The organism is Clostridium celatum DSM 1785, assembly GCF_000320405.1.
Classification (GTDB): Bacteria; Bacillota; Clostridia; order Clostridiales; family Clostridiaceae; genus Clostridium; species Clostridium celatum.
In genome coordinates this window covers 23,350-46,128 of sequence record NZ_KB291600.1, presented here as the reverse complement: position 1 = coordinate 46,128, position 22,779 = coordinate 23,350, and the positions used below count along the sequence as shown (strand labels likewise).

Annotated in this window: 20 protein-coding genes; 11 read left to right on the top strand and 9 right to left on the bottom strand. The window is 27.1% G+C overall.

Annotation, left to right across the window (positions count from 1 at the left end; translation table 11 throughout):
* Nucleotides 1-43: 43 nt before the first annotated feature.
* On the top strand, nt 44-727 hold the full coding sequence (locus tag HMPREF0216_RS00750) for a TIGR01906 family membrane protein (protein WP_005209942.1): 684 nt from the start codon (nt 44-46) through the stop codon (nt 725-727).
* 49 nt (nt 728-776) lie between these two features.
* On the opposite strand, the gene HMPREF0216_RS00745 is transcribed toward HMPREF0216_RS00750, so the two are convergent.
* Nucleotides 777-1,592, bottom strand: coding sequence for an N-acetylmuramoyl-L-alanine amidase (locus HMPREF0216_RS00745; protein ID WP_083875331.1), 816 nt, complete (start codon nt 1,590-1,592; stop codon nt 777-779).
* Between the two features lie 216 nt (nt 1,593-1,808).
* Between HMPREF0216_RS00745 and nagZ the strand changes: the two genes are divergently transcribed.
* Nucleotides 1,809-3,053 carry a beta-N-acetylhexosaminidase gene (gene nagZ / locus HMPREF0216_RS00740; protein ID WP_005209938.1) on the top strand — a complete coding sequence of 415 codons (1,245 nt, stop codon included), beginning with the start codon at nt 1,809-1,811 and terminating at the stop codon, nt 3,051-3,053.
* Nucleotides 3,054-3,141: 88 nt separating this feature from the next.
* Here nagZ and nadC read toward each other — a convergent pair whose 3' ends face one another.
* From nadC to nadA, 4 genes are read right to left on the bottom strand one after another with little or no spacing between them, the layout of a single operon-like run.
* Nucleotides 3,142-3,981 carry a carboxylating nicotinate-nucleotide diphosphorylase gene (nadC, locus tag HMPREF0216_RS00735; RefSeq protein ID WP_005209936.1) on the bottom strand — a complete coding sequence of 280 codons (840 nt, stop codon included), beginning with the start codon at nt 3,979-3,981 and terminating at the stop codon, nt 3,142-3,144.
* The gene (locus tag HMPREF0216_RS00730; RefSeq protein ID WP_147576205.1) at nt 3,959-4,966 is read right to left on the bottom strand and encodes an FAD-binding protein; all 1,008 of its coding nucleotides are present in this window, start codon (nt 4,964-4,966) and stop codon (nt 3,959-3,961) included. Before HMPREF0216_RS00730 ends, nadC begins: the two co-directional genes overlap by 23 nt.
* Nucleotides 4,950-5,243, bottom strand: coding sequence for an FAD-binding protein (locus tag HMPREF0216_RS17845; protein WP_005209932.1), 294 nt, complete (start codon nt 5,241-5,243; stop codon nt 4,950-4,952). The genes HMPREF0216_RS00730 and HMPREF0216_RS17845 overlap by 17 nt, the downstream gene beginning before the upstream one ends.
* Nucleotides 5,244-5,247: 4 nt before the next feature.
* A complete protein-coding gene (gene nadA, locus HMPREF0216_RS00725; protein ID WP_005209931.1) occupies nt 5,248-6,153 on the bottom strand; it encodes a quinolinate synthase NadA in 906 nt (301 codons plus the stop codon).
* Between the two features lie 254 nt (nt 6,154-6,407).
* Between nadA and HMPREF0216_RS00720 the strand changes: the two genes are divergently transcribed.
* The gene (locus HMPREF0216_RS00720) at nt 6,408-7,784 is read left to right on the top strand and encodes an MBOAT family O-acyltransferase (protein ID WP_005209930.1); all 1,377 of its coding nucleotides are present in this window, start codon (nt 6,408-6,410) and stop codon (nt 7,782-7,784) included.
* Between the two features lie 12 nt (nt 7,785-7,796).
* The gene (locus HMPREF0216_RS00715; protein ID WP_005209929.1) at nt 7,797-8,900 is read left to right on the top strand and encodes a DHHW family protein; all 1,104 of its coding nucleotides are present in this window, start codon (nt 7,797-7,799) and stop codon (nt 8,898-8,900) included.
* A 243-nt stretch (nt 8,901-9,143) separates the two neighbouring features.
* Here HMPREF0216_RS00715 and HMPREF0216_RS00710 read toward each other — a convergent pair whose 3' ends face one another.
* Entirely contained in the window at nt 9,144-9,662 is a 519-nt protein-coding gene (locus HMPREF0216_RS00710) for an NUDIX domain-containing protein (RefSeq protein WP_005209928.1), read from the bottom strand.
* Nucleotides 9,663-9,883: 221 nt separating this feature from the next.
* On the opposite strand from HMPREF0216_RS00710, the gene HMPREF0216_RS17840 reads away from it, so the two are divergent.
* Entirely contained in the window at nt 9,884-10,921 is a 1,038-nt protein-coding gene (locus HMPREF0216_RS17840) for a collagen-like triple helix repeat-containing protein (protein ID WP_005209927.1), read from the top strand.
* Nucleotides 10,922-11,089: 168 nt separating this feature from the next.
* Complete coding sequence (locus HMPREF0216_RS00700) at nt 11,090-12,040, top strand: aromatic acid exporter family protein (RefSeq protein ID WP_005209926.1); 951 nt, start codon at nt 11,090-11,092, stop codon at nt 12,038-12,040.
* 76 nt (nt 12,041-12,116) lie between these two features.
* Here the strand turns inward: HMPREF0216_RS00700 and HMPREF0216_RS16090 are convergent, their stop codons facing one another.
* Nucleotides 12,117-12,872: a GerMN domain-containing protein gene (locus HMPREF0216_RS16090; protein WP_005209925.1), complete on the bottom strand. Its 756-nt coding sequence runs from the start codon at nt 12,870-12,872 to the stop codon at nt 12,117-12,119.
* 175 nt (nt 12,873-13,047) lie between these two features.
* On the opposite strand from HMPREF0216_RS16090, the gene HMPREF0216_RS00690 reads away from it, so the two are divergent.
* From HMPREF0216_RS00690 to HMPREF0216_RS00680, 3 genes are all read left to right on the top strand, one after another.
* A complete protein-coding gene (locus HMPREF0216_RS00690; protein ID WP_040418397.1) occupies nt 13,048-14,238 on the top strand; it encodes a M20 metallopeptidase family protein in 1,191 nt (396 codons plus the stop codon).
* 19 nt (nt 14,239-14,257) lie between these two features.
* Nucleotides 14,258-15,088 (top strand): phosphatase PAP2 family protein, encoded by an 831-nt coding sequence (locus tag HMPREF0216_RS00685; RefSeq protein WP_005209916.1) that lies wholly within the window; start codon nt 14,258-14,260, stop codon nt 15,086-15,088.
* Between the two features lie 131 nt (nt 15,089-15,219).
* Complete coding sequence (locus HMPREF0216_RS00680; protein ID WP_040418396.1) at nt 15,220-16,461, top strand: Gfo/Idh/MocA family oxidoreductase; 1,242 nt, start codon at nt 15,220-15,222, stop codon at nt 16,459-16,461.
* Between the two features lie 52 nt (nt 16,462-16,513).
* Here HMPREF0216_RS00680 and HMPREF0216_RS00675 read toward each other — a convergent pair whose 3' ends face one another.
* Nucleotides 16,514-17,179 (bottom strand): hypothetical protein, encoded by a 666-nt coding sequence (locus HMPREF0216_RS00675; protein WP_040418394.1) that lies wholly within the window; start codon nt 17,177-17,179, stop codon nt 16,514-16,516.
* Between the two features lie 140 nt (nt 17,180-17,319).
* Nucleotides 17,320-17,478 (bottom strand): DUF1540 domain-containing protein, encoded by a 159-nt coding sequence (locus tag HMPREF0216_RS16605; RefSeq protein ID WP_005209910.1) that lies wholly within the window; start codon nt 17,476-17,478, stop codon nt 17,320-17,322.
* A gap of 250 nt (nt 17,479-17,728) precedes the next feature.
* Here HMPREF0216_RS16605 and HMPREF0216_RS16085 point away from each other — a divergent pair, with 250 nt between their 5' ends.
* Together HMPREF0216_RS16085 and HMPREF0216_RS17535 are read left to right on the top strand one after the other, a co-directional pair.
* Nucleotides 17,729-18,049, top strand: coding sequence for a glycosyl hydrolase family 28-related protein (locus HMPREF0216_RS16085; protein ID WP_005209909.1), 321 nt, complete (start codon nt 17,729-17,731; stop codon nt 18,047-18,049).
* The gene (locus tag HMPREF0216_RS17535) at nt 18,018-22,643 is read left to right on the top strand and encodes a cadherin-like beta sandwich domain-containing protein (protein ID WP_005209907.1); all 4,626 of its coding nucleotides are present in this window, start codon (nt 18,018-18,020) and stop codon (nt 22,641-22,643) included. The genes HMPREF0216_RS16085 and HMPREF0216_RS17535 overlap by 32 nt, the downstream gene beginning before the upstream one ends.
* Nucleotides 22,644-22,779 lie beyond the last annotated feature (136 nt).

The following is a 22,779-nucleotide window of genomic DNA, read 5'->3' as shown; positions in this document are numbered from 1 at the left end:
AAGTAAAATGATTAAAAAATAGTAAATAAGAAAAGGATAATATATGAGTATTAAAGTAATAGGAAAAATGTTATTTAAATTGTTAGTTGGAATAATTACATCAATTTCTATAGTTTCAATTGCAACAGTTATAGTTTTAAATTCTACATTTATGTACAAGATTATGATAAACAAATATAATTTAGTTGAAGAAACAGGTGTTTCAGCAGAAAATTTAATGAAAAATTATAATGGATTAGTTAAGTATCTTCAAAATCCTTTTATAGAAAAGCTTAGATTTGATGATTTTACTATGAGTTATGCTGGAGAAATTCATTTTATGGAAGTAAAACATATATTTATAAATTTAATATATATATCAATAATTTTTATCTTGGGTATGATAATTTACTTTTTTTTGCAGAAGTTGACTAAAAATAAGGAGACAATAAAAAGTTTAATTAATAATTTTAATTTAAGTGCAAATATTTTAATAAATTTTTTTATAGTGCTTGGCATTTTATTTAGTATTGATTTTTCTAAAGTATTTATTATATTTCATAAAATATTTTTTAGAAATGATTATTGGATTTTTGACTCTGCTACGGATCCTATAATTAATGCATTACCGCAAGAAGTATTTATGATATATGCAATAACTATACTGGCTATACTTGCAGTATTTTCAATTATAATAAAAATAGTTCATATAGGATATAATTCAAAAAAATTATATAGAATTAAATAATTAAAATATATACTATAAAATTAATTTATATAAAATAATTGAAGATATCTTAATTTAAGATATCTTCAATTGCTGTTTGAATAGCATTATATAGTGCAGTTGCACAAAGTTCTTGTCCACTTTCCGACAGTAAAAAGGCTTCATCATAATAATTGCTTAAAAAACCTAACTCTACAAGTACTGAAGGAATAATATTATGGTCTAAAACAGCTAAAGTATAATCAGCAGAATAACTTTTTATTCCTCTATCTTCTGTATATTCTAAACTAGCAAGTTCATCTTGAATTATGGTAGCAAATAATTCACTATTATAATCATTAGGATTATACCAAGTTTCTACACCATTATAATAAGAAGATTCATCAGAATTATTGCAATGTATAGAGATAAATAAATCAGAATTATTATTTTTAGAAATATTAACTCTTTCGTACAAATTTTCTATAGCATTATCAGACCAGTTTAGTGTATCAGAGTCTCGAGTATATACAACATTAACTCCTGAGTTTTCTAATTTTTCACCTAATTTTAATGCTACAGCTAAATTTATATCTTTTTCATATGAGCCAGTAATACCTTCGGCTCCAACATCCCAATCACCATGTCCTGCATCAATACATATTGTAATACTATCTTCTATACTTCGTAATAATGAATTAGAGGACAAAACGTAATTTGAATTATTAGTAGAAGTTGAAGTAGAATCAAGGAATATAGATGAAATTTTAAATATAAATGTTAAAATTGGAACACAACATATTAATAAGTATATAAATAATTTTCTTAAATTTTTACGTCTTTTTAATTTTTGTCTTTTTAAAGTTAAGTAATTAGTCAAATTTGTATTATTTTTTATATAAATCACTCCTTAGTGTATATAAAAGAAATTATCATTTGTTAAAATAGATAATATAAATTTTAATTATGTCATATGAATTTTATATGAGTATAGTTGAAAATTAACCTGAAAATTTATTTGCTAAAATTAATAATGAAAAAATTAAGTGATTATAAGTTTTGGAATATGTCTTTGGATATTAATTAAAAAGTATAGATATCTAAGTGAAATCTAGGGGGTATTATGAAGAGAGCAATAATATTTATAATTTTAATAATAGGAATAACGTTCTTTTGGAGTTGTAAAGACAATAATATAAATGATAATAATATTGATAACAAACAACTTGATTCAAAGGAAGAGAACATAGTGGATAAAAGTACCAAAGAGGAAAATGAAGATAAACTTCAAAAAAATATTGAGGAAATGTCTTTAAATGAAAAAATAGGTCAGATGCTTATTGTGGGATTTGATGGTCAAAATATTAATGAAAATATTAAGTCATTAATATTAGATAACCATGTTGGCGGAGTAATATTTTTTAGCAACAATGTAGAAAGTTTAGAGGGTGTTATAAATTTAACTAATGAATTTAAAAAAATAAATACAAGTAATAAATTCCCATTATTTATAGCAGTTGATGAAGAAGGGGGAAGTGTATCTAGAACACCAAATGAATTTTTAGCAATACCAAGCGCCCAGTATATAGGAGCGTTTGATGATGAAAATATAAATTATAATATAGGAAAAATAATTGCAGATGAATTAAAGCAACAAGGATATAATATGGATTTTGCACCATCATTAGATATATTAAGTAATCCATATAATACTGTAATTGGAGATAGGTCATATGGAGAAACTTCGGATATAGTAAGCAGGCTTGGAATAAAAACTATGGAAGGAATAAGAGATAGTTCAATTGTATCGGTAATAAAACATTTTCCAGGGCATGGGGATACTGATGTAGATTCACATTATGGATTACCCTTAGTAGAAAAATCTTTAGCTGAATTAAAAGAATTGGAGCTAATACCTTTTGAAAATGCTATTAAAGCTGGTGCTGATGCAATTATGATTTCACATATATTATTAACTAAGATTGATAGTGAAAATCCTGCAACTATGTCTAAGGAAGTTATAACTAATGTTTTAAGAGAAAATATGGAGTTTGATGGAGTGGTAATAACTGATGATATGACAATGGGAGCTATTATTGAAAATTATGATATTGGTGAAGCTTCAGTTAAATCAATTAATGCAGGTGCTGATATAATACTTGTTTGTCATGGATATGAAAATGAGTTAAATGTTATTAATTCAATAAAGAATGCTGTAAAAAATAATATTATTAGTGAAGAAAGAATAAATGAAAGTGTTTATAGAATATTAAAACTTAAGGAAAAATATAAGATTACTAATGAAAACATTGAAATAAATACAGATGTTTCTAATATTAATAAAAGAATAGAAAATATTTTTGATTAGATAAGTTATAAATTGCTGCTTTAAATTTCAAATATATAATTTTAATAGCAAATGGCAAATTCATTTATTAAATTTGCCATTTGTTATTTTAAAGTCTTGTGAAGTTTTTTAATGATATATCAAAAGCTCTAATGGAGTGAGTCAATTCACCAGATGAAATAAAATCAACTCCTGGTAAGGCATAATCTCTAACAGTATCTAAGGTTATGTTTCCAGAACATTCAATGATGGCTCGTCCATTGATTAACTTAACCATTTCTTTCACTTGGGATGGTGACATATTATCAAGCATTATAATATCAACACCAGCTTCAAGTGCTTCCAAAACATCGTTTTTAGATTCTGTTTCAACTTCTATTTTTCTAACAAAAGAGCTATTTTCTTTAACTAATTTAACAGCTGCACTTATACTACCTGCATATCCTATATGATTGTCTTTAATTAAAATTCCATCAGATAAAGAAAAGCGATGATTTTTTCCACCACCAATTTTAACAGCATATTTTTCTAAGATTCTAAGATTAGCAGTAGTTTTTCTGGTATCTAAAATTTTAGTGTTAAGGCCTTCGAGTTTTTTTACATATTTATTAGTTAAAGTAGCAATACCACTCATCCTTTGGAGTAAGTTTAATGCAACTCTTTCACCCATTAAAATATTGAGAGCATTACCGGTAACTTCACCAATTATATCCCCTTTTTTTATAAAAGATCCTTCGGAAATAAAGGAAGTAAATTTAACACCACCTAATATACTAAAAACTCTTTCAAATACGGATAATCCGCAAATTATTCCATCTTCTTTAGCTATAAGAGAAGCTTTAGCTTTAGAATCAGGTGTTACAACTGATGAAGCTGTAATATCACCGTAAGGAATATCTTCTTTTAATGCTTCTTTTATTATATTATCAACAATTAAATAGTTTAGCATATCTACTATCCACCTTTTCTTTTAAAAAGTTTATAAAATTATCATACGAATCTAATGCAAATTCTGTAGGAGTTTGTATAATTTCTTTAAATTGAATTTCATTTATTTTAGAATTAATATTTTCAGCAGCTTGATTTCCAAAAACTAAAGCTTCTAAAAGAGAATTACTAGCAAGCCTATTACTACCATGGACTCCGGTACAACTAGCTTCACCAACAGCATAAAGATTTTCCATAGATGTTTTTGAATATAAATCAACTTTAATTCCACCCATGCAGTAATGATGAGCAGGGGCTATAGGTAATAAATCTTTATCCATTTCATATCCTCTTTTTAAGCATTCATTATAAAGATAAGGAAATCTATCAGTTAAAAAATTTTTAGGTCTTTTAGTCATATCAAGATAAACATAAGGTTTATTTGGAGTTTTTGAAATTTCCTTTAGTATCGCAGAAGAAACTACCTCCCTAGGAAGTAAAGAATCAATGAACTCTTTTCTATGTTGATTTATAATTACGCCACCTTCGCCACGTAATGATTCAGAAAGCAAAAGCTTTTTGCCTTTAGCGTTAGGTTCATATAAAACTGTAGGGTGAAGTTGAAGATATTCCATATCTTTAATTTCAATGTTATTTTTAAGACTAATATTAATAGCATCACCTGTTAGATATTCTACGTTGGTAGTTGAGTTAAATATTCCACCAATACCACCAGTTGCAAGAATGGTAAATTTACTATTAACAGTAAAAGTTTTTTCTTTATTCTTAAGAACACCACCATAGCAAATATTATCTTTAGTAATTAAATCTAATAACTTTGTATCTTCAAGCATAGTTACATTTGACTTTTGAGATACCACATTTAACAATGATTCCATTACAGCTTTACCAGTTTCATCTTTAACATGGACAATTCTAAATTCACTGTGCCCCCCTTCACGGGTATATCGTAATTTATCTTCATTTCTATCAAAAGGAACTCCAATTTTTGACTAAGTTATCAATATTTTCAATAGATTTTTTTTCAAGAAGTTTAACAGCACTTTTATTATTACGATAGGTACCAGCTTTAAGAGTATCTTTAATATAATTTTCTTCATCAAAGGTACCAAGGGACGTAGAGATTCCCCCTTGTGCTAAATAGCTATTACAATCCCTAAATTTATTTTTTGTTATTATTAATATCCTAATATCTTCTCTTAAGTTAAGAGCAGTATAAAGGCCTGCAATTCCTGTACCAATTATTAAAACATCATAATTCATAATACTATACAGATAGAAGATGCATATTTTCTAAAGCTTTATGAGCTTTTACCCTAAGAGCTTCATCAATATGAATTTCATATTCTTCATTTTTTAAACAATTATATAAATCATTAAGAGAGATTTTTTTCATATTAGGACAAATCATACCTGTTTTTGTAGGGATAAAAATTTTATTAGGGCTTTTTAGTTTCATTTCATAAAATACACCTTCTTCAGTTACAACAATAAATCCGTCTGCATTAGAGGAAGTAGTAAAGCTTATAAGCTCTGATGTACTTCCGATAAAATTAGCTAAATCACGAACTTCTTTATTACATTCTGGATGAACTAATACAGGATAATTTGGATATTTTTCTTTTAGGTTTAGTATTTCATCTTTTTCAATTCTTTCATGTGTAGGGCAGAAGCCTTGATATAAAATGAAGTTCTTGTTAGGAAGTTGTTCTGCTAAGTAACTTCCTAAATTTCTATCTGGTAAGAAAATTATTTCTTCAGCATCTATATTATTTAATATGTCTATTGCTGATGATGAAGTAACACATACATCTGATAATGCTTTTATATCTAAGTTTGAATTAATATAGCTTACAACTTTAGCGTTAGGATGCTTGTCTATAATTTCTTCTAATCTATCAACTAATGCCATATCAGCCATTGGACATGTGGTTTTGTTAGAAGGAATAAGAATTTTTTTATTAGGAGAAAGAATTTTAGCACTTTCAGCCATAAATTTTACTCCGCAAAATATTATTAATTCTTTATCACTTTCCATTGCCTTTTTACTTAAAAAATAAGAATCACCAACTATATCAGCAATTTCTTGAATTTCATCACATTGATAAAGATGAGCAACTATTAATGCATTTTTTTCTTCTTTCAATTTAAGTATTTCTTCTTTTAAGCTCATGTTTACACCTCTTTAATATATATTTACTTGTGTATATACACTAGATTATCATAAAAGTATTCAAACATCAAATGGATTATATGTGCTAGAGATAAATTCATATTAGGAATTAATTTTATATTAGTATAATTTTAATTATTAAATATTAAAATAGAGTAGAATAAAATCGAATGGAACAATTTCCAGGGAAATATAGTCTAATAAATAATATAAAGATTAGTTATTGAATAGTACAAAGGAAAAGAGGGATAAATATGGTTTTTAGTAGTATTCTATTTATATTTAGATTTTTACCAATTGCTATGGGGATTTATTTTTTAACTCCTAAAAAATTTAAAAATCTAAGTTTATTAGTACTAAGTTTAGTATTTTACTCATGGGGAGAACCTAAATATTTTTTTATAATGATAATATCTATATTTATAGATTATTTTGTAAGTAGAGGAATTGAAAAATATAGAACAAATAAGAAGATTAGTATTGCACTTTTATGTACATCTATAACTTTTAATTTAGGAATGTTATTTTTCTTTAAATATTTTAATTTCTTTTTAGAAAATATAAATAATATTTTTAACCTTTCATTAAATTATGTAAAAATTACTTTACCTTTAGGAATAAGTTTTTACACTTTTCAAACTATGTCATATACAATAGATGTATTTTTAGGAAAGGTTAAAGCAGAAAAAAATATTATAAACTTTGGTGCGTTTGTATGTCTTTTCCCACAACTTATTGCAGGACCAATAGTTAAATATACGGATATAAATAAAGAATTAAAAAATAGAGAAGTAAACTTAAATCAAATTCAAGATGGCGTAGAACTTTTTATATTGGGAGTTGGAAGCAAAGTTCTTATTGCTAATAATATAGGTGCACTTTGGACAGAAATAGAAACTATAGGATTTAGTAATATAAGTACAATTTTAGCATGGATGGGAGTGCTAGCATTTGCTTTTCAGATATATTTTGATTTTAGTGGATATTCACTTATGGCAATAGGTCTTGGAAAAATGTTGGGGTTTAATTTCCCAAGAAATTTTAATTATCCTTATATATCAAGAAGTATAACTGAGTTTTGGAGAAGATGGCATATTACTTTAGGATCATGGTTTAGAGAGTATGTATATATACCACTTGGAGGAAATAGAGTGGGAAAGTACAGATTATATTTTAATCTTTTTGTAGTATGGTTTTTAACTGGTTTTTGGCATGGGGCCAGTTATAATTTTATATTGTGGGGACTATATTTCTTCGTATTAATAAGTATAGAAAAAGCAGGAATTTTAAAATTTTTAAATAGGCATAAAATATTTTCCCATATATATGCATTATTTTTTATAATTATGGGATGGGCATTATTTGCAGTTGTTGATTTAAATCAGCTTAAAATATTAATTCAAAGAATGTTTACCTTAAATAATAGCTTAGAATGGTTATATTACATAAGAAATTATGGAATTACATTTATAATTGCAGGGATTTTTTCAACACCATTAATATCTAATTTATACAAAAAGATAGTTAAAAGTGAAGTTATAAATACTATAGTTTTAATAATTATACTTTTATTATGCATAGCATATTTAGTTGATGCAAGTTATAATCCATTTTTATACTTTAGATTTTAGGAGGTGTAAATATTGAAAAAAAAATATTTATTACATAGTTTTATTGTTATAGTTTTAGGGTTGACAATAGTAAGCTTCATTATTGATAATAAAACATTTTCTGAATTAGAAAATAGAAATTTAAAAACTAAGGTAACTTTCAATTTAAAGGATTTTTTTAATGGAAGTTTTCAAAAAAATTATGAGACATATATTAATGATCAATTTCCCTTAAGAGATAAATGGATTAGTTTAAAATCAAGAAGTGAATATGTATTAGGAAAAGTAGAAAACAACGGAATAATATATGGAAATAATGATGAGTTATTTGAAAAATTTGATACTATAGATGAAGAAAAATTGAAAAATAATATTAATGCTATAAACTTATTTAGCAAAAAAAATTTAGATAAAGTATCATTAATAATTGCACCAAATTCTTATGAAATATATAGAGAAGATCTTCCTTTAGGATCAAGACAAATAAGACAAGATGTAATAATAAAAGAAATATATTCATCATTAAAATATACTAATAATATTGATGTTTTTAATGTATTAATGAAAAATAAGGGTAAATATATTTATTATAAGACAGATCATCACTGGACAACATATGGAGCATATTTAGCATACTTAGAATTTATAAAATCACTTGGATTACAACCAATAGATATAAATAGTCTTATAGAAGTAAATGTAAGTAACTTTTATGGAACATATTTTTCAAAGGCGAAACCCTTTAATATTAATGGTGACAATTTAATATATTATGAATTTGATAATTTAACAATGAATATTGTAGGAGATGCTGTATATGAATCTATATATGATTATTCCAAGTTAGAAATAAGAGACAAATACTCAATGTTTTTAAATGGAAATAATCCAATTACAATAATAAAAAATTCAGAACTTAAGAATGGAAAAAAACTTTTAGTTATCAAAGATTCTTTTGCAAATTCACTTGTGCCATTTTTAACACAAAATTATGAAGAAATACATGTTATTGATTTAAGAAGTTTTTCAAGTAAAATTAGTGAATATATTAAAGAAAACGCATTTGATAATATACTAATCCTATACAATTTTATAAATTTATCAACGGACAATAGCATAATAAAATTAAAGTATTAGTATAATACGGTTAAATTATTAGATAACTTGATATCGAAAAGGTTGCTTTTTAACGTAATTTTTATTCCAATGAAGATTAAATTCTAAGATTCATTATGAATATTTCTTGCGTTAAGATCACAACCTTTTCTTTATAATTTACTTCATGATTTAGTGAAATAACAAAGTAAAAAAGCAAATATTTCTTGCTATAAGATATTATATAAATGTAGCAAAATATTATCCTTAGTTCGTAATATAATTTTAAAGATAGGCAAGAATACTTATAGTTTTGGTGTCAATTATTTCCCCACTTTTAACCATTGATTTAACTTCTTCTAAAGTAAATGTCTTTACTTCTGTAAATTCATCTTCATCGCAAGATTTTTCTCCTATATAAAGGTCTGTAGCTTTATATAAGTGAATAAGTTCATTACAAAATCCAGGAGCAGTTGCAATAGCACCAAGATAGGTCATATTTTTAGCTTTATATCCTGTTTCCTCTTCAAGTTCTCTATGTGCGCAAGTAAGAGAATCTTCATTTTTATCAAGCTTTCCAGCTGGAATTTCTAGAATAGTTTTTTCAATTGCTTTTCTAAATTGCTCAACTAAAATTATTTTATTGTTATCTATAAAAGGTATTATTGCACATGCACCTGGATGTTTAATGATATCTCTATCACTAATATCACCATTAGGTAATTCTACAGAAATATTAGTAAAGGTTAAATAGTTACCTTCATAGATTATATTTTCACTTAGAGTTTTTTCATAAAATTTCATAACATCACTCCTAAACTTTCTAATAAATATACTAATACTAAAATAAAATATTTTCAAAAGTATTATTTTTATTTAATAGGTATTATATCTTTTGTATAAAAAATATAAAACAATTAAAAAAGTAAAGTTGAATAATGTAACAAAATAGTGAGTTTTTACATAAGATGAATTATAAATAAAACAAATGATTAGTTAAAGTGTAATAACAGGAGGATAAAAAAGTGAAAGAATACAACAATTTTTATGATGAAGAAAACTATGAAGAAAGCTACGAAGATAATTGGGAAGATTACCAAGAATCAAGCTTTGACAAACATGATGAATGTAAGAAAAATGATAAGTATGAAAAGCATGAGAAATGTGAAAAACATGAGAAATGTGAAAAGAATGACAAATGTGAATATGATAAATATGATGAATATGAATGTAAAAAAGAAGAATCAGTTTGTTGCGTATGTAAAGGACCAAGAGGACCAAGAGGACCAAGAGGACCAATGGGACCAAAAGGTTGCGATGGTGAAAGAGGACCAAGAGGACCAAGAGGAGAAAAAGGAGAAAAAGGAGATACAGGAGAAAGAGGACCAATAGGACCAGCAGGACCAACAGGAGCAACAGGGGCAACAGGAGCAACAGGAGCAACAGGAGCAACAGGAGCAGTAGGACCAGCAGGACCACAAGGTGAAACAGGACCAACAGGACCAAGAGGACCAATGGGATTAAGAGGAATAAAAGGTGATAAGGGAGATACAGGAGCAACAGGAGCAACAGGACCAGTAGGACCAGCAGGACCTGCAGGGCCTGCAGGACAAGATGGAGTTACTTCTATAGAGGAATATAGAGTTGAAAGTAGAGCTTATGGTGATGACTTAGCAGTAGCATATGCTGAACCTGTATCACTTCCAGACACTAATGTTGTTGGAGGAACTGGAGTTCGTTTTGCTAATGGAACAGATCTAATCTTAGAAGGTGGACACACTTATTTTATTAAGTATGCAGTATCATTTACTCATGCAACTGAAAAATGTGGATCTGCTACTAGAAAAGATGTAATTTTTGCTTTTACTGATCCTAATGGAAATGTATTAAGAGGAAGCAAGCATACAGCAAGTATATCAGATGATGTTAGAAATAATCACATTACTCTTGGTATGCTAGTTACAGCTAATTCAGATATGACATTAAGGTTAACTAATTTAACTAGATCTAAAGAAAAGATTACAGTTAGAGCTGCAACAGTTACAGCATTTCAAATTAAATAATATTAATTTGATTTTTATGTGTTAATATAAACAAAGTCCTAGCTCATATTTATATGTGCTAGGATTTTTTATGATCAATTAATATATTAGTTATTTATAAATTATGATAATATAGATAAAGATAAAGATAAATTGATTAACTAATAGAAAGGATGTAAAAGTAAGCAAATGTATAACTTAGCTTTAAAAATGGCTATATCGGCATCTATTACATTAATTATTGGGAATGTATTAGGTTTAGATTATGCAACAGTAGGTGCTGTAATTGCAATATTAAGCATTCAAGACACAAGAAGGCAAGCGTTGATAGTTGGAAAAAAAAGAGTAGTGGCATGTCTAATAGGTATATTAATCTCTATTATATTTTATGGAATATTAGGACAAGAACCAATAATATTTGGGATATTTTTATTAGTTCTAATACCAATAACTTATAAATTTAATATGCAGGAAGGCATGGTTCCAGCAGTTGTTTTATCAACACATTTTTTAGTTGCAGATAAAATTACTATAAATTTAATAGTAAATGAAATTATGATTATGATTATAGGAATAGGTGTAGCAGCTATAGCTAATGTATTTATGCCATCACTTGAAGATAAATTTAAAGAAGACAAAGAGTGGATAGAAGAAAATTATAGAATTTTAATATATAAGATGGCAAAGTCTTTAATGACATATACTGTAGATATTGATGAACAAAAATTAATTGATGATATAAGAAGTAAGTTGTATGAGAGTAAAGAAACAGCTTATAAAATAGTTAATAATAATTTTTTTAGAAGTTCATCATATTATACAGATTATATAAATATGAGAATAAATCAGTTTGATACTATAAATAGAATGAGATTACATTTTCATAAATTTAGCATACCAGTTGAGCAAATGAAAGTTATGGCAAAATTTACATACTGTGTATCAGAAAATATAAGGGAAATGAATGATTGCAAAGAATTATTAGGTGAGCTAGAAGATTTAAGATGTGAGTTTAAAAAGATGAGTTTACCTAAAACTAGAGAGGAGTTTGAGAATAGAGCAGAATTGCTACAATTTTTAAATGATATGGAAGAATTTTTAATGATAAAAAGAAATTTCTCAGAAACATTAAACAAATAAATTATTATTACGTGAAATAAAAAATAATGATATAACTACTATGTAATTTAATAGTTATATCATTATTTAGTTATAATTAATTTAATTTTATTGCATCCTCAGTATTTACAGTATAATATCCTTCAAGTAATTCACCTTTAAGACCTGTATAAAGAGTATCACCAAAATAAATTGCAACTTTATCAAGTCCATAATTATATCCATAAGTATTTACTATTGCTGATATTAGTCCACTTTCAGAAGAAGTTCCTAGTGGAAGTGCAGAAGTAAAATCCTCATTAAACACAACTTTTAAAACTCCAGTTTCTTCATCTATAGTTGCAGAATTAACACCAAATTCTTCTGGAATAACTATAAAATTATCACTAGAATCTGGGCTAGTATATAGTTTGTTAGTTAAAGCTGTTGTAAAGGCATTATCAGTTACAGGAACAGTTGTATCGATATAATAAGTTTTTAAATCAGATGTATTAAAATAAAAAACTCTACAATTTCTATTAACGGTATTAGAAGTAGTTGTATCATTAGTAGTTGTATTTGTTGTAGAAGTATAGTCAGTAGTTGTTAAAGTTGAACCATTTTTATCATCTATACTAGAAGTAGCATTAGTAAGATCTGTGCTAGTAGCTGTATCCATATTAGAATCAGTATTTTCAGCATTAGCATCATTGATGATAACAGATTTATTATCATTTTCATTTGTAGTGTTTTCATTTGTTGTTGTAGAAGTATCATTAGTATTTGCACCTGTTATTGCATCTTTTAAATTACAAGATATAAAAGTGCAACATAATAGTATAGAAGAACTTAATAATAAAAATTTCTTTTTCATAAAATTCACCTCAACCTATAGTATATAAATAATCACAAGAAAATATTACCATAAATTTACATAAAATAAAATATAAAATGTAAAATTTCACAAAAAAAATAGGTAATAATATACAAATGGATTTCATAAATGTATAATCTATATGTGTTTTATTAGGGAAAAAGGGGGAATTAATATGGATATAGCAAAGGAAACTAAATTAATTAGTAATTATATAATTGGGTTAAGAAAGTATTTTCACAGATATCCAGAATTAAGTATGCAAGAATACAATACATCAAAAAAAATAAAAGAAGAATTAGATAGAATAGGAATACGTTATGAAGAGGGGGTTAAAACAGAAGTTGTAGCAAGTATAGGAAAAGGTGAAGGAAGAACGATTGCATTAAGAGCAGATATGGATGCTTTAAGTATAGAGGAAAATACTGGAGTTAGATATTCGTCAGAAAATAAAGGGGTAATGCATGCCTGTGGCCATGATGCACATATGGCATCGTTAATCGGGGCAGCTATGATTTTAAAAAAGTATGAAGAAAACTTATTAGGTAAAATAATATTAATATTCCAACCATCAGAAGAAAATTCATTGGGAGCTAAATTAATATCAGAACAAGGATATTTAGATGATGTGGATGAAATCTTTGGATTACATGTTTTTGGAGATATAGAATGTGGTAAAATTTCAATAGAAGAAGGGCCAAGAATGGCAGCATCAAATAAATTTAGAATAAAAGTTACTGGAAAGGCAGGACATGCTGGTAAGCCACATCAATGTGTAGATGCAACCTTAGTGAGTGCAGCTATAGTAATGAATTTACAATCTATAGTAAGTAGGGAGATTGATCCAGTTGATTCTGCTGTTGTAACAGTAGGACATATAAAATCAGGAGATACACACAATATAATATCTGGTGAAGCTATAATTGAAGGAACAGTAAGATCATTTAAAGTTTCTACAGCTAAGCACATACAACAGTCAATAAAAAGAGTGGCTTATAGCACAGCTATAGCATATGGAGCCACTGCTACTGTTGAATATGATATATCAAATCATCCAGCTGTAATAAATGATTCAGAAGCTGTAAAAACAGCACTAGAAGGTGCTAAAAAAATATTTAAAGAAGAAGATATTATAAGTGTTCCGAGAATGATGCTAGGAGAAGATTTTTCTATTTATCAAAAAAGTATTCCAGGAGTGTTTGCATTTGTAGGGGCGAGCAATGAAGATATTGGAATAGACTATCCAAATCATAATGATAAGTTTAATATAGATGAAAAAGCAATTTTAATAAGTACAGAACTTTATGTAGCATATGCATTAGAGGCACTAAAAAAAGAAGTAAGAAGACATGTCTTTAGACATTAAAGATAAGTAGGAGGGTTCTATGGAGTTAGAAATTTTAAGAAATATTCAAAGTATAGCAAATCCTTTTTTAGATAAGCTATTTGAACTTATAACAATATGTGGAGAACAGTTAGTGTTAATATCAATTATGTGTATTATTTATTGGGCAATTGATAAAAAATTTGGAGAATATTTAGCTTATTCAGTTTTAACAAGTGTTCTTTTAAATAATTCAATAAAAGATATATTTAAAATGAAAAGACCTATAGGAGAAGAAGGAATACGAACATTGAGAGCAGAAACAGCTACAGGATATTCATTCCCTAGTGGGCATACACAAGGAGCAGCTTCTTTCTATGGAGCTATAGCAATATATTTGAAGAAAAGAATTTACTATATTATTAGTACAATAATAATATTATTAATAGGTTTTTCAAGATTATATTTAGGGGTACATTATCCCAAAGATGTTATAGTAGGAGCAATTTTAGGAGTTGCAGTATCGTTAATGTCTTATTATTTATTTAATAAGGTAAATAACAAAATATTATTATATATAATTACATTCATATTGTTTATACCTGCATTAACATTTGCTAATTCAGCAGATTTTATAAAGGGCCTTGGAACATATTTAGGGTTTATATTAGGTATAATAATTGAGAAAAAATATGTTGATTTTTCAGTTGAAGGTAAAGTAAAAAATAAAATATTAAGAGTTTTAATAGGTGTTTTAATATTAGTTATTTTAAAATTAACACTTAAATTTATATTACCGGATACTTTAATGTTTAAATTTATTTCATATGGCATAATAAGTTTTGTTGGAATTGGAGTATATCCAGCAATATTTAAAAAGATAAATTTATAAAAATTTTAATATAAGAAATCCTCTTAAAAATTTTTTAAGAGGATTTTTTGTTGAAAAAATGAAGAGAAAGATGTAAAAAAAGAAAATATATGGTAAAATATTCTATAAAAGGTATAAAGGGGATGGATGTTATGAAAACTGTAGCAATAATAGGGGCTGGCCAAAGAGGTCAAGATATATATGGTGAATTTATAAAAAATAACGGTCATTTAGGAAAAGTTGTAGCTGTAGTTGAGCCGAATGACTTTAAAAGAGAAAAAATGGCTATTGAACATAATATATTAAAAGAAAATGTTTTTGATAATTTAGATGATTTTTTTTCAAGAGAAAAATTAGCTGATGTAGTTATAATAGCAACATTAGACAGACAACATTATGAACCAGTTATGAAAGCTTTAGATAAAGGTTATAATATCTTACTTGAAAAGCCAATGTCAGTAAATAAGGATGAATGTATAGATATGGTTAATAAAGCTGAAGAAAAAGGATTATTACTTATGGTTTGTCATGTACTTAGATATACGAATTTCTTTAAGAAGCTTAAAGAAATAGTAGAAAGTGGAGAAATAGGAGACATAGTGACTATTCAACATAATGAAAATGTAGGGGCATTTCATATGGCTCATAGCTTTGTTAGAGGAAACTGGAGAAATTCAGATGAAACATCACCTATAATTCTTCAAAAAAGCTGTCATGACTTAGATATTTTATCTTGGATTGTTAATTCAAATTGTGAAAGTATAGCTTCTTTTGGGGAGTTAATATTTTTCAATAGTAAAAATAGACCAAATGGTGCTGCATCTAGATGTTTAGATTGCAACATTAGTGATTGTGCTTTTGATGGAAGAAAAATTTATTTAGATGTTATTGGAAAATGGCCTACTACAGTAATTAGTGATGTTCAAACAAGAGAAGGGGTTTTAGAAGCCTTATCAGAAAATAGATATGGAAAATGTGTTTTTGAATGCGATAATAATGTTTGTGATCATCAAAGTACAATTATTAAGTTTCAAAATGGTATTACAGCAACATTTAATTTATCAGGGTTTACAGATGAAATTTCAAGAACTATAAAAATTATGGGAACTAAAGGGGAAATAAGAGGTCATGAAGGTAAGAATGAAATAGAAGTTGTTACATTTAGATCAAACTTAAAACAAGAGAAGAATGTAAAAGTATATAAGATTGAACAAGCTGATAGCGGACATAATGGTGGAGATGGAGGATTAATGAATGAATTATTTAAGCTTTTAGAAGAAGGTGGAAATGATTCTCTTTCAAGTGGTAGAAGGTCTCTTCAAAGTCACTTAATGGCATTTGCAGCAGAAGAGTCTAGAATTAATAATAAGGTTGTTAAATTAGATGTATTTTAAATGAAAATAAAGACACTATATACTGAACTATTTGTATATAGTGTCTTTACTTTTATTTAAAAGCTGTTTCTAATGTTTTTAATCTAGAAATATATGCTTCTGTATTAGAAGCTGTATTTTGAGATATTTCTTTAACTAATTTACTTTTAGTACATTTATTATCTATTAAAGCAATGTCATGTGATGCTTGTAAAAGCGCAATTGCTTGCTTTATATAAGTTAATTCATTACTATCGGCAGATTTTACTTGAGCTAAATCTTTTACTATTTTATCAATAACTAGTTTATATTCTTTAATATACTCACTATCTTCCTTTAATGGTTCCTTATCTTTTAGAGTATCTATTAGTTTGGCAAGTTCTTCTCTCATTTCTCTTAATTCACCAGTATAATTATCGATAATCTCATCTGTAATATCTATTAGTTCAGGATTATTTGAATAACTTTGAATATTATGAGCAGTAAATAGTAATGCTCTATGTAATAATATTTCTTCTGATAAATAATCAATACAAACACTACCAGAACCAGGAAGTTTTACAAGCTTATCTCTTATTCCATTAAGATAATCAGATGTAACTTCATAATATGGATCAGCAACAAATTGAGAATAAGGGTTTTCAATAGATTTAGCTGATGCAAATAAATTAGAGAGAAGTAGTGATGATATTGTTAGTAGTGCTAATAGTAAACAAAGTTTTTGTGTAAATTTTTTCATTTGTTTCACTCCTTAAATTTAAATAATAATTATAAATGGCAAGTAATAAGTTTTAAAATAACTTTTTACTTGCCATTTGATACTTAGTACTTGAATAAAATTTATGAGATATATTAAATAATATCGCATTATCAAAAATGTTATTTTTTAACAAAGCTAGAGCAATCAGTACATTCAATACTACTTGCACAACTTGTATGGCTTACTACTTTTATATGATTTAAAGTGCAATAATTATCATCAGAACAATGAAATTTGCATTCAGTAACTGTACATTCAATACTTCCATTATGTCGCATAATAAAATACCTCCTTTAAATTACTATTAACTTTGAAAATAAATATATTTTTAAATTATAGTTACAATCAAGTTACTCTGTTATTTTATCCTTTTAAAAGTAGAATATTCATGAATTCTTAAATAAATTATGTAAAAAATAATATTTACAAGACTGAATTATAATATATAAACAAATATGATAAGATAAGCCATGTAAACGTTAAAATATACATAGCGTATTATATTATGGTTAAATAGGGGGAGAATTTATGTGTAGTAAAAAAATAAAGTTATTAGCTACATTAGTTGCTGTAACTTTAACAACGACTAATGTAGCTAATACTTTAATAGCTAATGCTTATCCTTTAGAAAAGGAAGCTTCAAGCTATTCAGATGAACAAAATTATACTATTATTGATGTAACCGAATTTGGTGCAGATCCAACAGGAAAAGTAGATTCAGTAGAGGCTGTTACTAAGGCATTAGAGTATGCTAAGGATATTGAAGGACCTAAAAAAATATATTTTCCACAAGGAGAATATACATTTTATCCAGAAAATGCACCAAAAAAGAGAATTATATGTTTCTAATACAGTAGGAACAAAGCAAAGTTACAAGATTAAAAATATTGGTATTTTAGTTGAAGATATGAATGATGTGGTTATTGATGGGGGAGGATCACATTTTTCATATCATGGATTTCAAACAGCATTTGCAGCTATAAGATCTGAAAATGTAAGATTTGAGAACTTCTCATTTGATTATGTTAATCCTAAGGTAGTAGATGTTACTGTAGAAGAGACAGGAGTAGAAAATGGAAGTGCTTATAGAGTTTTATATATCCCAGAAACATATGATTATGAAATAAACAATAATGGAATAAACTGGTATGGAGAAAAGAGCCCTATTACTGGTCAATATTATTGGACTGGTAGAAATGCATTTAACTATACGCAACATTATGATGCTAATACTGGTGAAACAAGAAGAAATGGTAGTTTATTTTCTAATATAACTAATATTGAACAATTAGAAGATAATAGAGTAAAGGTAACGTATAATTCATCTCAAGAGTATGCAGATTTAGGTAGAGTATATCAGATGAGAGAAACTACAAGAGATACTCCAGGTGCATTCTTCTGGGAAAGTAAAGATGTAGAAGTAAAGAATGTAGATGTACAATATTTACATGGATTTGGATTTGTAGGGCAATTCACTGAAAATATAACTATAGATGGAGTGAACTTCAAAGCAAGAGAAGGTTCAGGTAGAGTAACTGCTGGATTTGCTGATTTTATACAAATGTCTGGGACTAAGGGAAAAATAAAAATAACTAATAGTAGTTTTTCTAACCCTCATGATGACCCTATAAATATACATGGAACATATCTAGAAGTTGTAGAAAAGGTAGCCACTAATAAGGTTAAAGTAAGATATATGCATAATGAAACTGCTGGATTCCCTCAATTTTATATTGGTGATGAAGTAGAATTCTTTACAAAGACGACTATGTTAGCTGTAGAAGGTTCGAATGCCAAGGTTATTGATGTAGAAGGACCATCAGGAACAAGTTCTGAAGGAAGTTTAACAGATATAATTATAACCTTAGATCAGGATATTCCAGATGAAATAGTGGCAGGAAATACTCATGTTGTTGAAAATATAACTTATACTCCAGAGGTTGAAATAACAAATAATAAGTTTATTGAAACACCTACTAGAGGAATATTAGTTACAACTAGAAAGCCTGTTTTAATAGAAAATAACTACTTTGATGGAATGGGGATGTCTAGTATATTTATATCAAGTGATGCACATCAATGGTATGAATCAGGACCAACAAATGATGTTACCATAAGAAATAATGTTTTTGATAGATCAGAAGGACCGGTTATTTATTTTGGACCTACTAATCAAGTATTTGATGAAAATAATCCTATCCATAATAATATAGTTATTGAAGATAATATCTTTAATATAAAAGATACAACTGTATTAAATGGAAAGAGCGTCGGAAATCTAATATTCAGAAATAATATTGTAAATAGGTATAATAGTAATGCGCAAGTACAAATATCTTCAAGCTCAAATGAGTTAGAAGTTGGACAAACTTTAGATTTAACCGTTGATAAGCAAGGGGAAAACTTATCATCTCCAATGTTTGTTTTCTCAGGTGCAAATAATATAACTATTGAAGATAATAAATATGATAATGGACTAAACTTAAGAGTAAACACATCTAATATGAGTAATACAACTGAAAGTATTAATATAATTGGTGATGATTTAAAAATTAATGCTAATAACCAAAAAAGTGGACAAGGTGATGTTAAATATTATAGTAGTAATGAAAACGTAATAAAGATAAATGAAGATGGTGAATTAACTGCTGTTGGAAATGGACAAGCAGAAATTAAGGCATTTGTAATATCTGATACTCGTGTATATGAATCTAATAGTATTGTATTTAATGTTTCAGGTAATGGAAATATAAATGAAGGTGATGAGGAGGCTAATCTTGAGCTTTCTAACAAGTGGTCAATAGTAAGAGAGGATAATAATAAATGGGAATTATTAAGTGATAAATCTCTTAAGATTATGACAAGTGGGGGTTCACTATGGGCTACAGGAAACTCAGCAAATAATATATTCCTATCAGAAATAGTAGAATCTTCAAATGAATATACTGTTACTACAAAGATGAGTGGAAAAACTCAATCAGGTTATGAAGAAGCTGGAATTGTAATTTATAGTGATGATGATAATTATGTAGCAATACAAAGAAAGCATAATAATGGAAATCCAAGTATTAAAATAGTTACAGAAAATGCAGGACAACCAAATGAAAGCAGAGAAGTTGCAGAAATAGATGGAAATGATATTTACTTTAAGCTTGAAAGAAGTAGTGATTCATTTAAGGGATATTATTCAATAGATGGTGATGAGTGGATCCAAGTTGGAGATGAATTAAGTAATAGTGGTATTTCTAGTGATGCAAAAGTAGGGCTTTTAACAGCAAATCCAAATGCTTCACATGAGTTTATTTTTAGTGAATTTAAAGTAAATGATAAAGAAATAAGCTTTGGACAAGAAGTAGCTCGTGAAGGATTTGGTTTGTGGAACTTAGATATTAATGGGGCAGCTTTATTATTTGACTTTAATAACAATATTGAAAGCTATAATGCGGTAGTACATTCAGATATTGCAGATATTAACTTTGATTTAGAAGCAATAGAATCAGATACAAAAATAGAGATATATTCAGATGATGAAAAGATAGCAGAAGGAGTAGGAACTTTAAAGTCAGATCTTTCTATAGCTAGTGGAGAAAGTAAAAATATTTCTATTAAATTAATTTCTAATTCTGGAGAAACTAAGACTTATAGCATTAAATTAGATAGATTTAAAGAGAGTGAATCTAAATTAAGTAATATAATTGTTAATGGAATTGAAGAAATGCCAGCATTTAGTGAAAATAGATATTTCTATACTGCAAATGGTTCAACAACCAGTGATACTATGAATCTTACTTTAGAAAGTAAATCACCAAATAGCAAGCTAATAGTTTTAGTTAATGGAGAGGTTATTAGTAATAAAGAAGGAAACTCATTTAATGGAGATATAAAATTAGCAACAGGAATTAATTCGGTTCAAGTATATTCTATAGCTGAAGATGGAATATCAAAATCTATGTATAGATTATCGGTTATAAGAAGAGAAAGTAATGATGTTTCACTTTCTGGATTAAAAGTTAATGGTGCTTTATTAGATGGATTTGTTTCAGATAAATTAAATTATTCTTATAACGTAGATAAAAATATAGAAAGTATAAATGTTGAAGCAATAAAGAATAGTGAAAACTCAAAAGTAGAAATTTTCAATGGAAATGTAAAGTTTGAAGGAGAAAATACAGATATTCCACTAAATCTAGGAACAAATACTATAATAGTTAAAGTAACATCAGAGGATTACTCAAAAGTAAACTACTATAGAATATTAGTCAATAGACAATTTGAAGGTAATGCTGCATTAGAAAATCTTGAAGTAGAGGGAATAGAAATAACTCCAGAATTTGATCCTAATATAAATAGCTATTCAGCAGTTTTACCATCAGAAATGAATATAGCTAAAATAAAAGCAAAAGCTGTTGAAAATAATGCTAAAGTATCTATTTCATTAGAAGGAGAAGAAAAAGAATATAAATCTAATGAAGAAGAAGCATCTTTCTATATAGAAAGTGAAAATACTATAATAAATGTAAGCATACAAGCAGAAGATGGAACTATAAAAGAATATAAAATAAACTTAGGAGTTAGTTCAAGCTTACAAATTGATAAAAAGCAAATGAAAGTAACAGCTAGTAGTGAACATCCTAATGTGGGAACAGAAGGATTAGCTAGTTTTGCAATTGATGATAATATAAATACTATATGGCATACTAAATATTCACCAAATGATGTATTACCACAAAGTATAACATTAGAGTTAGGTGGAGAATATTTAATAGATAAATATGAATATTTACCAAGACAATCTGGTGGAACTAATGGAATTATTACACAATATGAACTGCAAGTAAGTACTGATGGTGATAATTTTGAAACTGTATCTGAAGGAACATGGAGTTCAGATTCAACTAAAAAGGTAGTAGAATTTGATGCAGTAACAGCTACACATGTTAGATTAGTAGCAATACAAGGTGTGGGGGGATTTGCATCAGCATCAGAGTTAAATGTATTTGAAAAAGATACTACTCCAAATTCACCAAGTAATTTACAATCTACAGAAAAAACAGATAATAGTGCAACAATAACTTGGGAAAAGCCAGAAGAGGATTATGGTGTTATTGGATATGTTATATTTAAGAATGGAAAAGTTGTAGATGAGGTTAGTGCAGATACTTTTGAATACCAATTAAACAACTTAGATAAAACTAGTGAATATAATATAGAAGTTGCAGCTAAAAATAGACAAGGAAAGCTTTCTGAAAAAGTAAATTTAAGTATTTCATTAGAAGAAAAGCTAATTGGAGATTTAAATAAAGATGGTAAAGTAACTATAGCTGACTTAGCAATAGCATCTAAATATTATAACCAAGAGAAAGCAGAGTATGATATGAATGGTGATGGTATTGTAGGTAAGTATGAATTAGATACTATTACTGAAAAAATATTTAATAATTAATTATTATATTAATTATTGAAGTTTAATATCTTTTAAGTAAGAGCATAAAGTAATGAGGTTGTATTAAAATTGAAATATTAATAAATAAATTGAAATAAATTTATTTTAATATATTAAAATTTTGATATAACCTCTT

Bases quoted from the DNA above. Each gene is read 5' to 3' on its own strand.
- HMPREF0216_RS00710 (WP_005209928.1), bottom strand. From the start codon at position 9,662: ATGAAATTTTATGAAAAAACTCTAAGTGAAAATATAATCTATGAAGGT.
- HMPREF0216_RS00750 (WP_005209942.1), top strand. From the start codon at position 44: ATGAGTATTAAAGTAATAGGAAAAATGTTATTTAAATTGTTAGTTGGA.
- HMPREF0216_RS00680 (WP_040418396.1), top strand. From the start codon at position 15,220: ATGAAAACTGTAGCAATAATAGGGGCTGGCCAAAGAGGTCAAGATATA.
- HMPREF0216_RS00690 (WP_040418397.1), top strand. From the start codon at position 13,048: ATGGATATAGCAAAGGAAACTAAATTAATTAGTAATTATATAATTGGG.
- HMPREF0216_RS17845 (WP_005209932.1), bottom strand. From the start codon at position 5,243: ATGAATTATGATGTTTTAATAATTGGTACAGGAATTGCAGGCCTTTAT.
- HMPREF0216_RS16090 (WP_005209925.1), bottom strand. From the start codon at position 12,872: ATGAAAAAGAAATTTTTATTATTAAGTTCTTCTATACTATTATGTTGC.
- HMPREF0216_RS16085 (WP_005209909.1), top strand. From the start codon at position 17,729: ATGTGTAGTAAAAAAATAAAGTTATTAGCTACATTAGTTGCTGTAACT.
- HMPREF0216_RS16605 (WP_005209910.1), bottom strand. From the start codon at position 17,478: ATGCGACATAATGGAAGTATTGAATGTACAGTTACTGAATGCAAATTT.
- nagZ (WP_005209938.1), top strand. From the start codon at position 1,809: ATGAAGAGAGCAATAATATTTATAATTTTAATAATAGGAATAACGTTC.
- HMPREF0216_RS00700 (WP_005209926.1), top strand. From the start codon at position 11,090: ATGTATAACTTAGCTTTAAAAATGGCTATATCGGCATCTATTACATTA.
- HMPREF0216_RS00685 (WP_005209916.1), top strand. From the start codon at position 14,258: ATGGAGTTAGAAATTTTAAGAAATATTCAAAGTATAGCAAATCCTTTT.
- nadA (WP_005209931.1), bottom strand. From the start codon at position 6,153: ATGAGCTTAAAAGAAGAAATACTTAAATTGAAAGAAGAAAAAAATGCA.
- HMPREF0216_RS00675 (WP_040418394.1), bottom strand. From the start codon at position 17,179: ATGAAAAAATTTACACAAAAACTTTGTTTACTATTAGCACTACTAACA.
- HMPREF0216_RS17535 (WP_005209907.1), top strand. From the start codon at position 18,018: ATGCACCAAAAAAGAGAATTATATGTTTCTAATACAGTAGGAACAAAG.
- HMPREF0216_RS00720 (WP_005209930.1), top strand. From the start codon at position 6,408: ATGGTTTTTAGTAGTATTCTATTTATATTTAGATTTTTACCAATTGCT.
- nadC (WP_005209936.1), bottom strand. From the start codon at position 3,981: ATGCTAAACTATTTAATTGTTGATAATATAATAAAAGAAGCATTAAAA.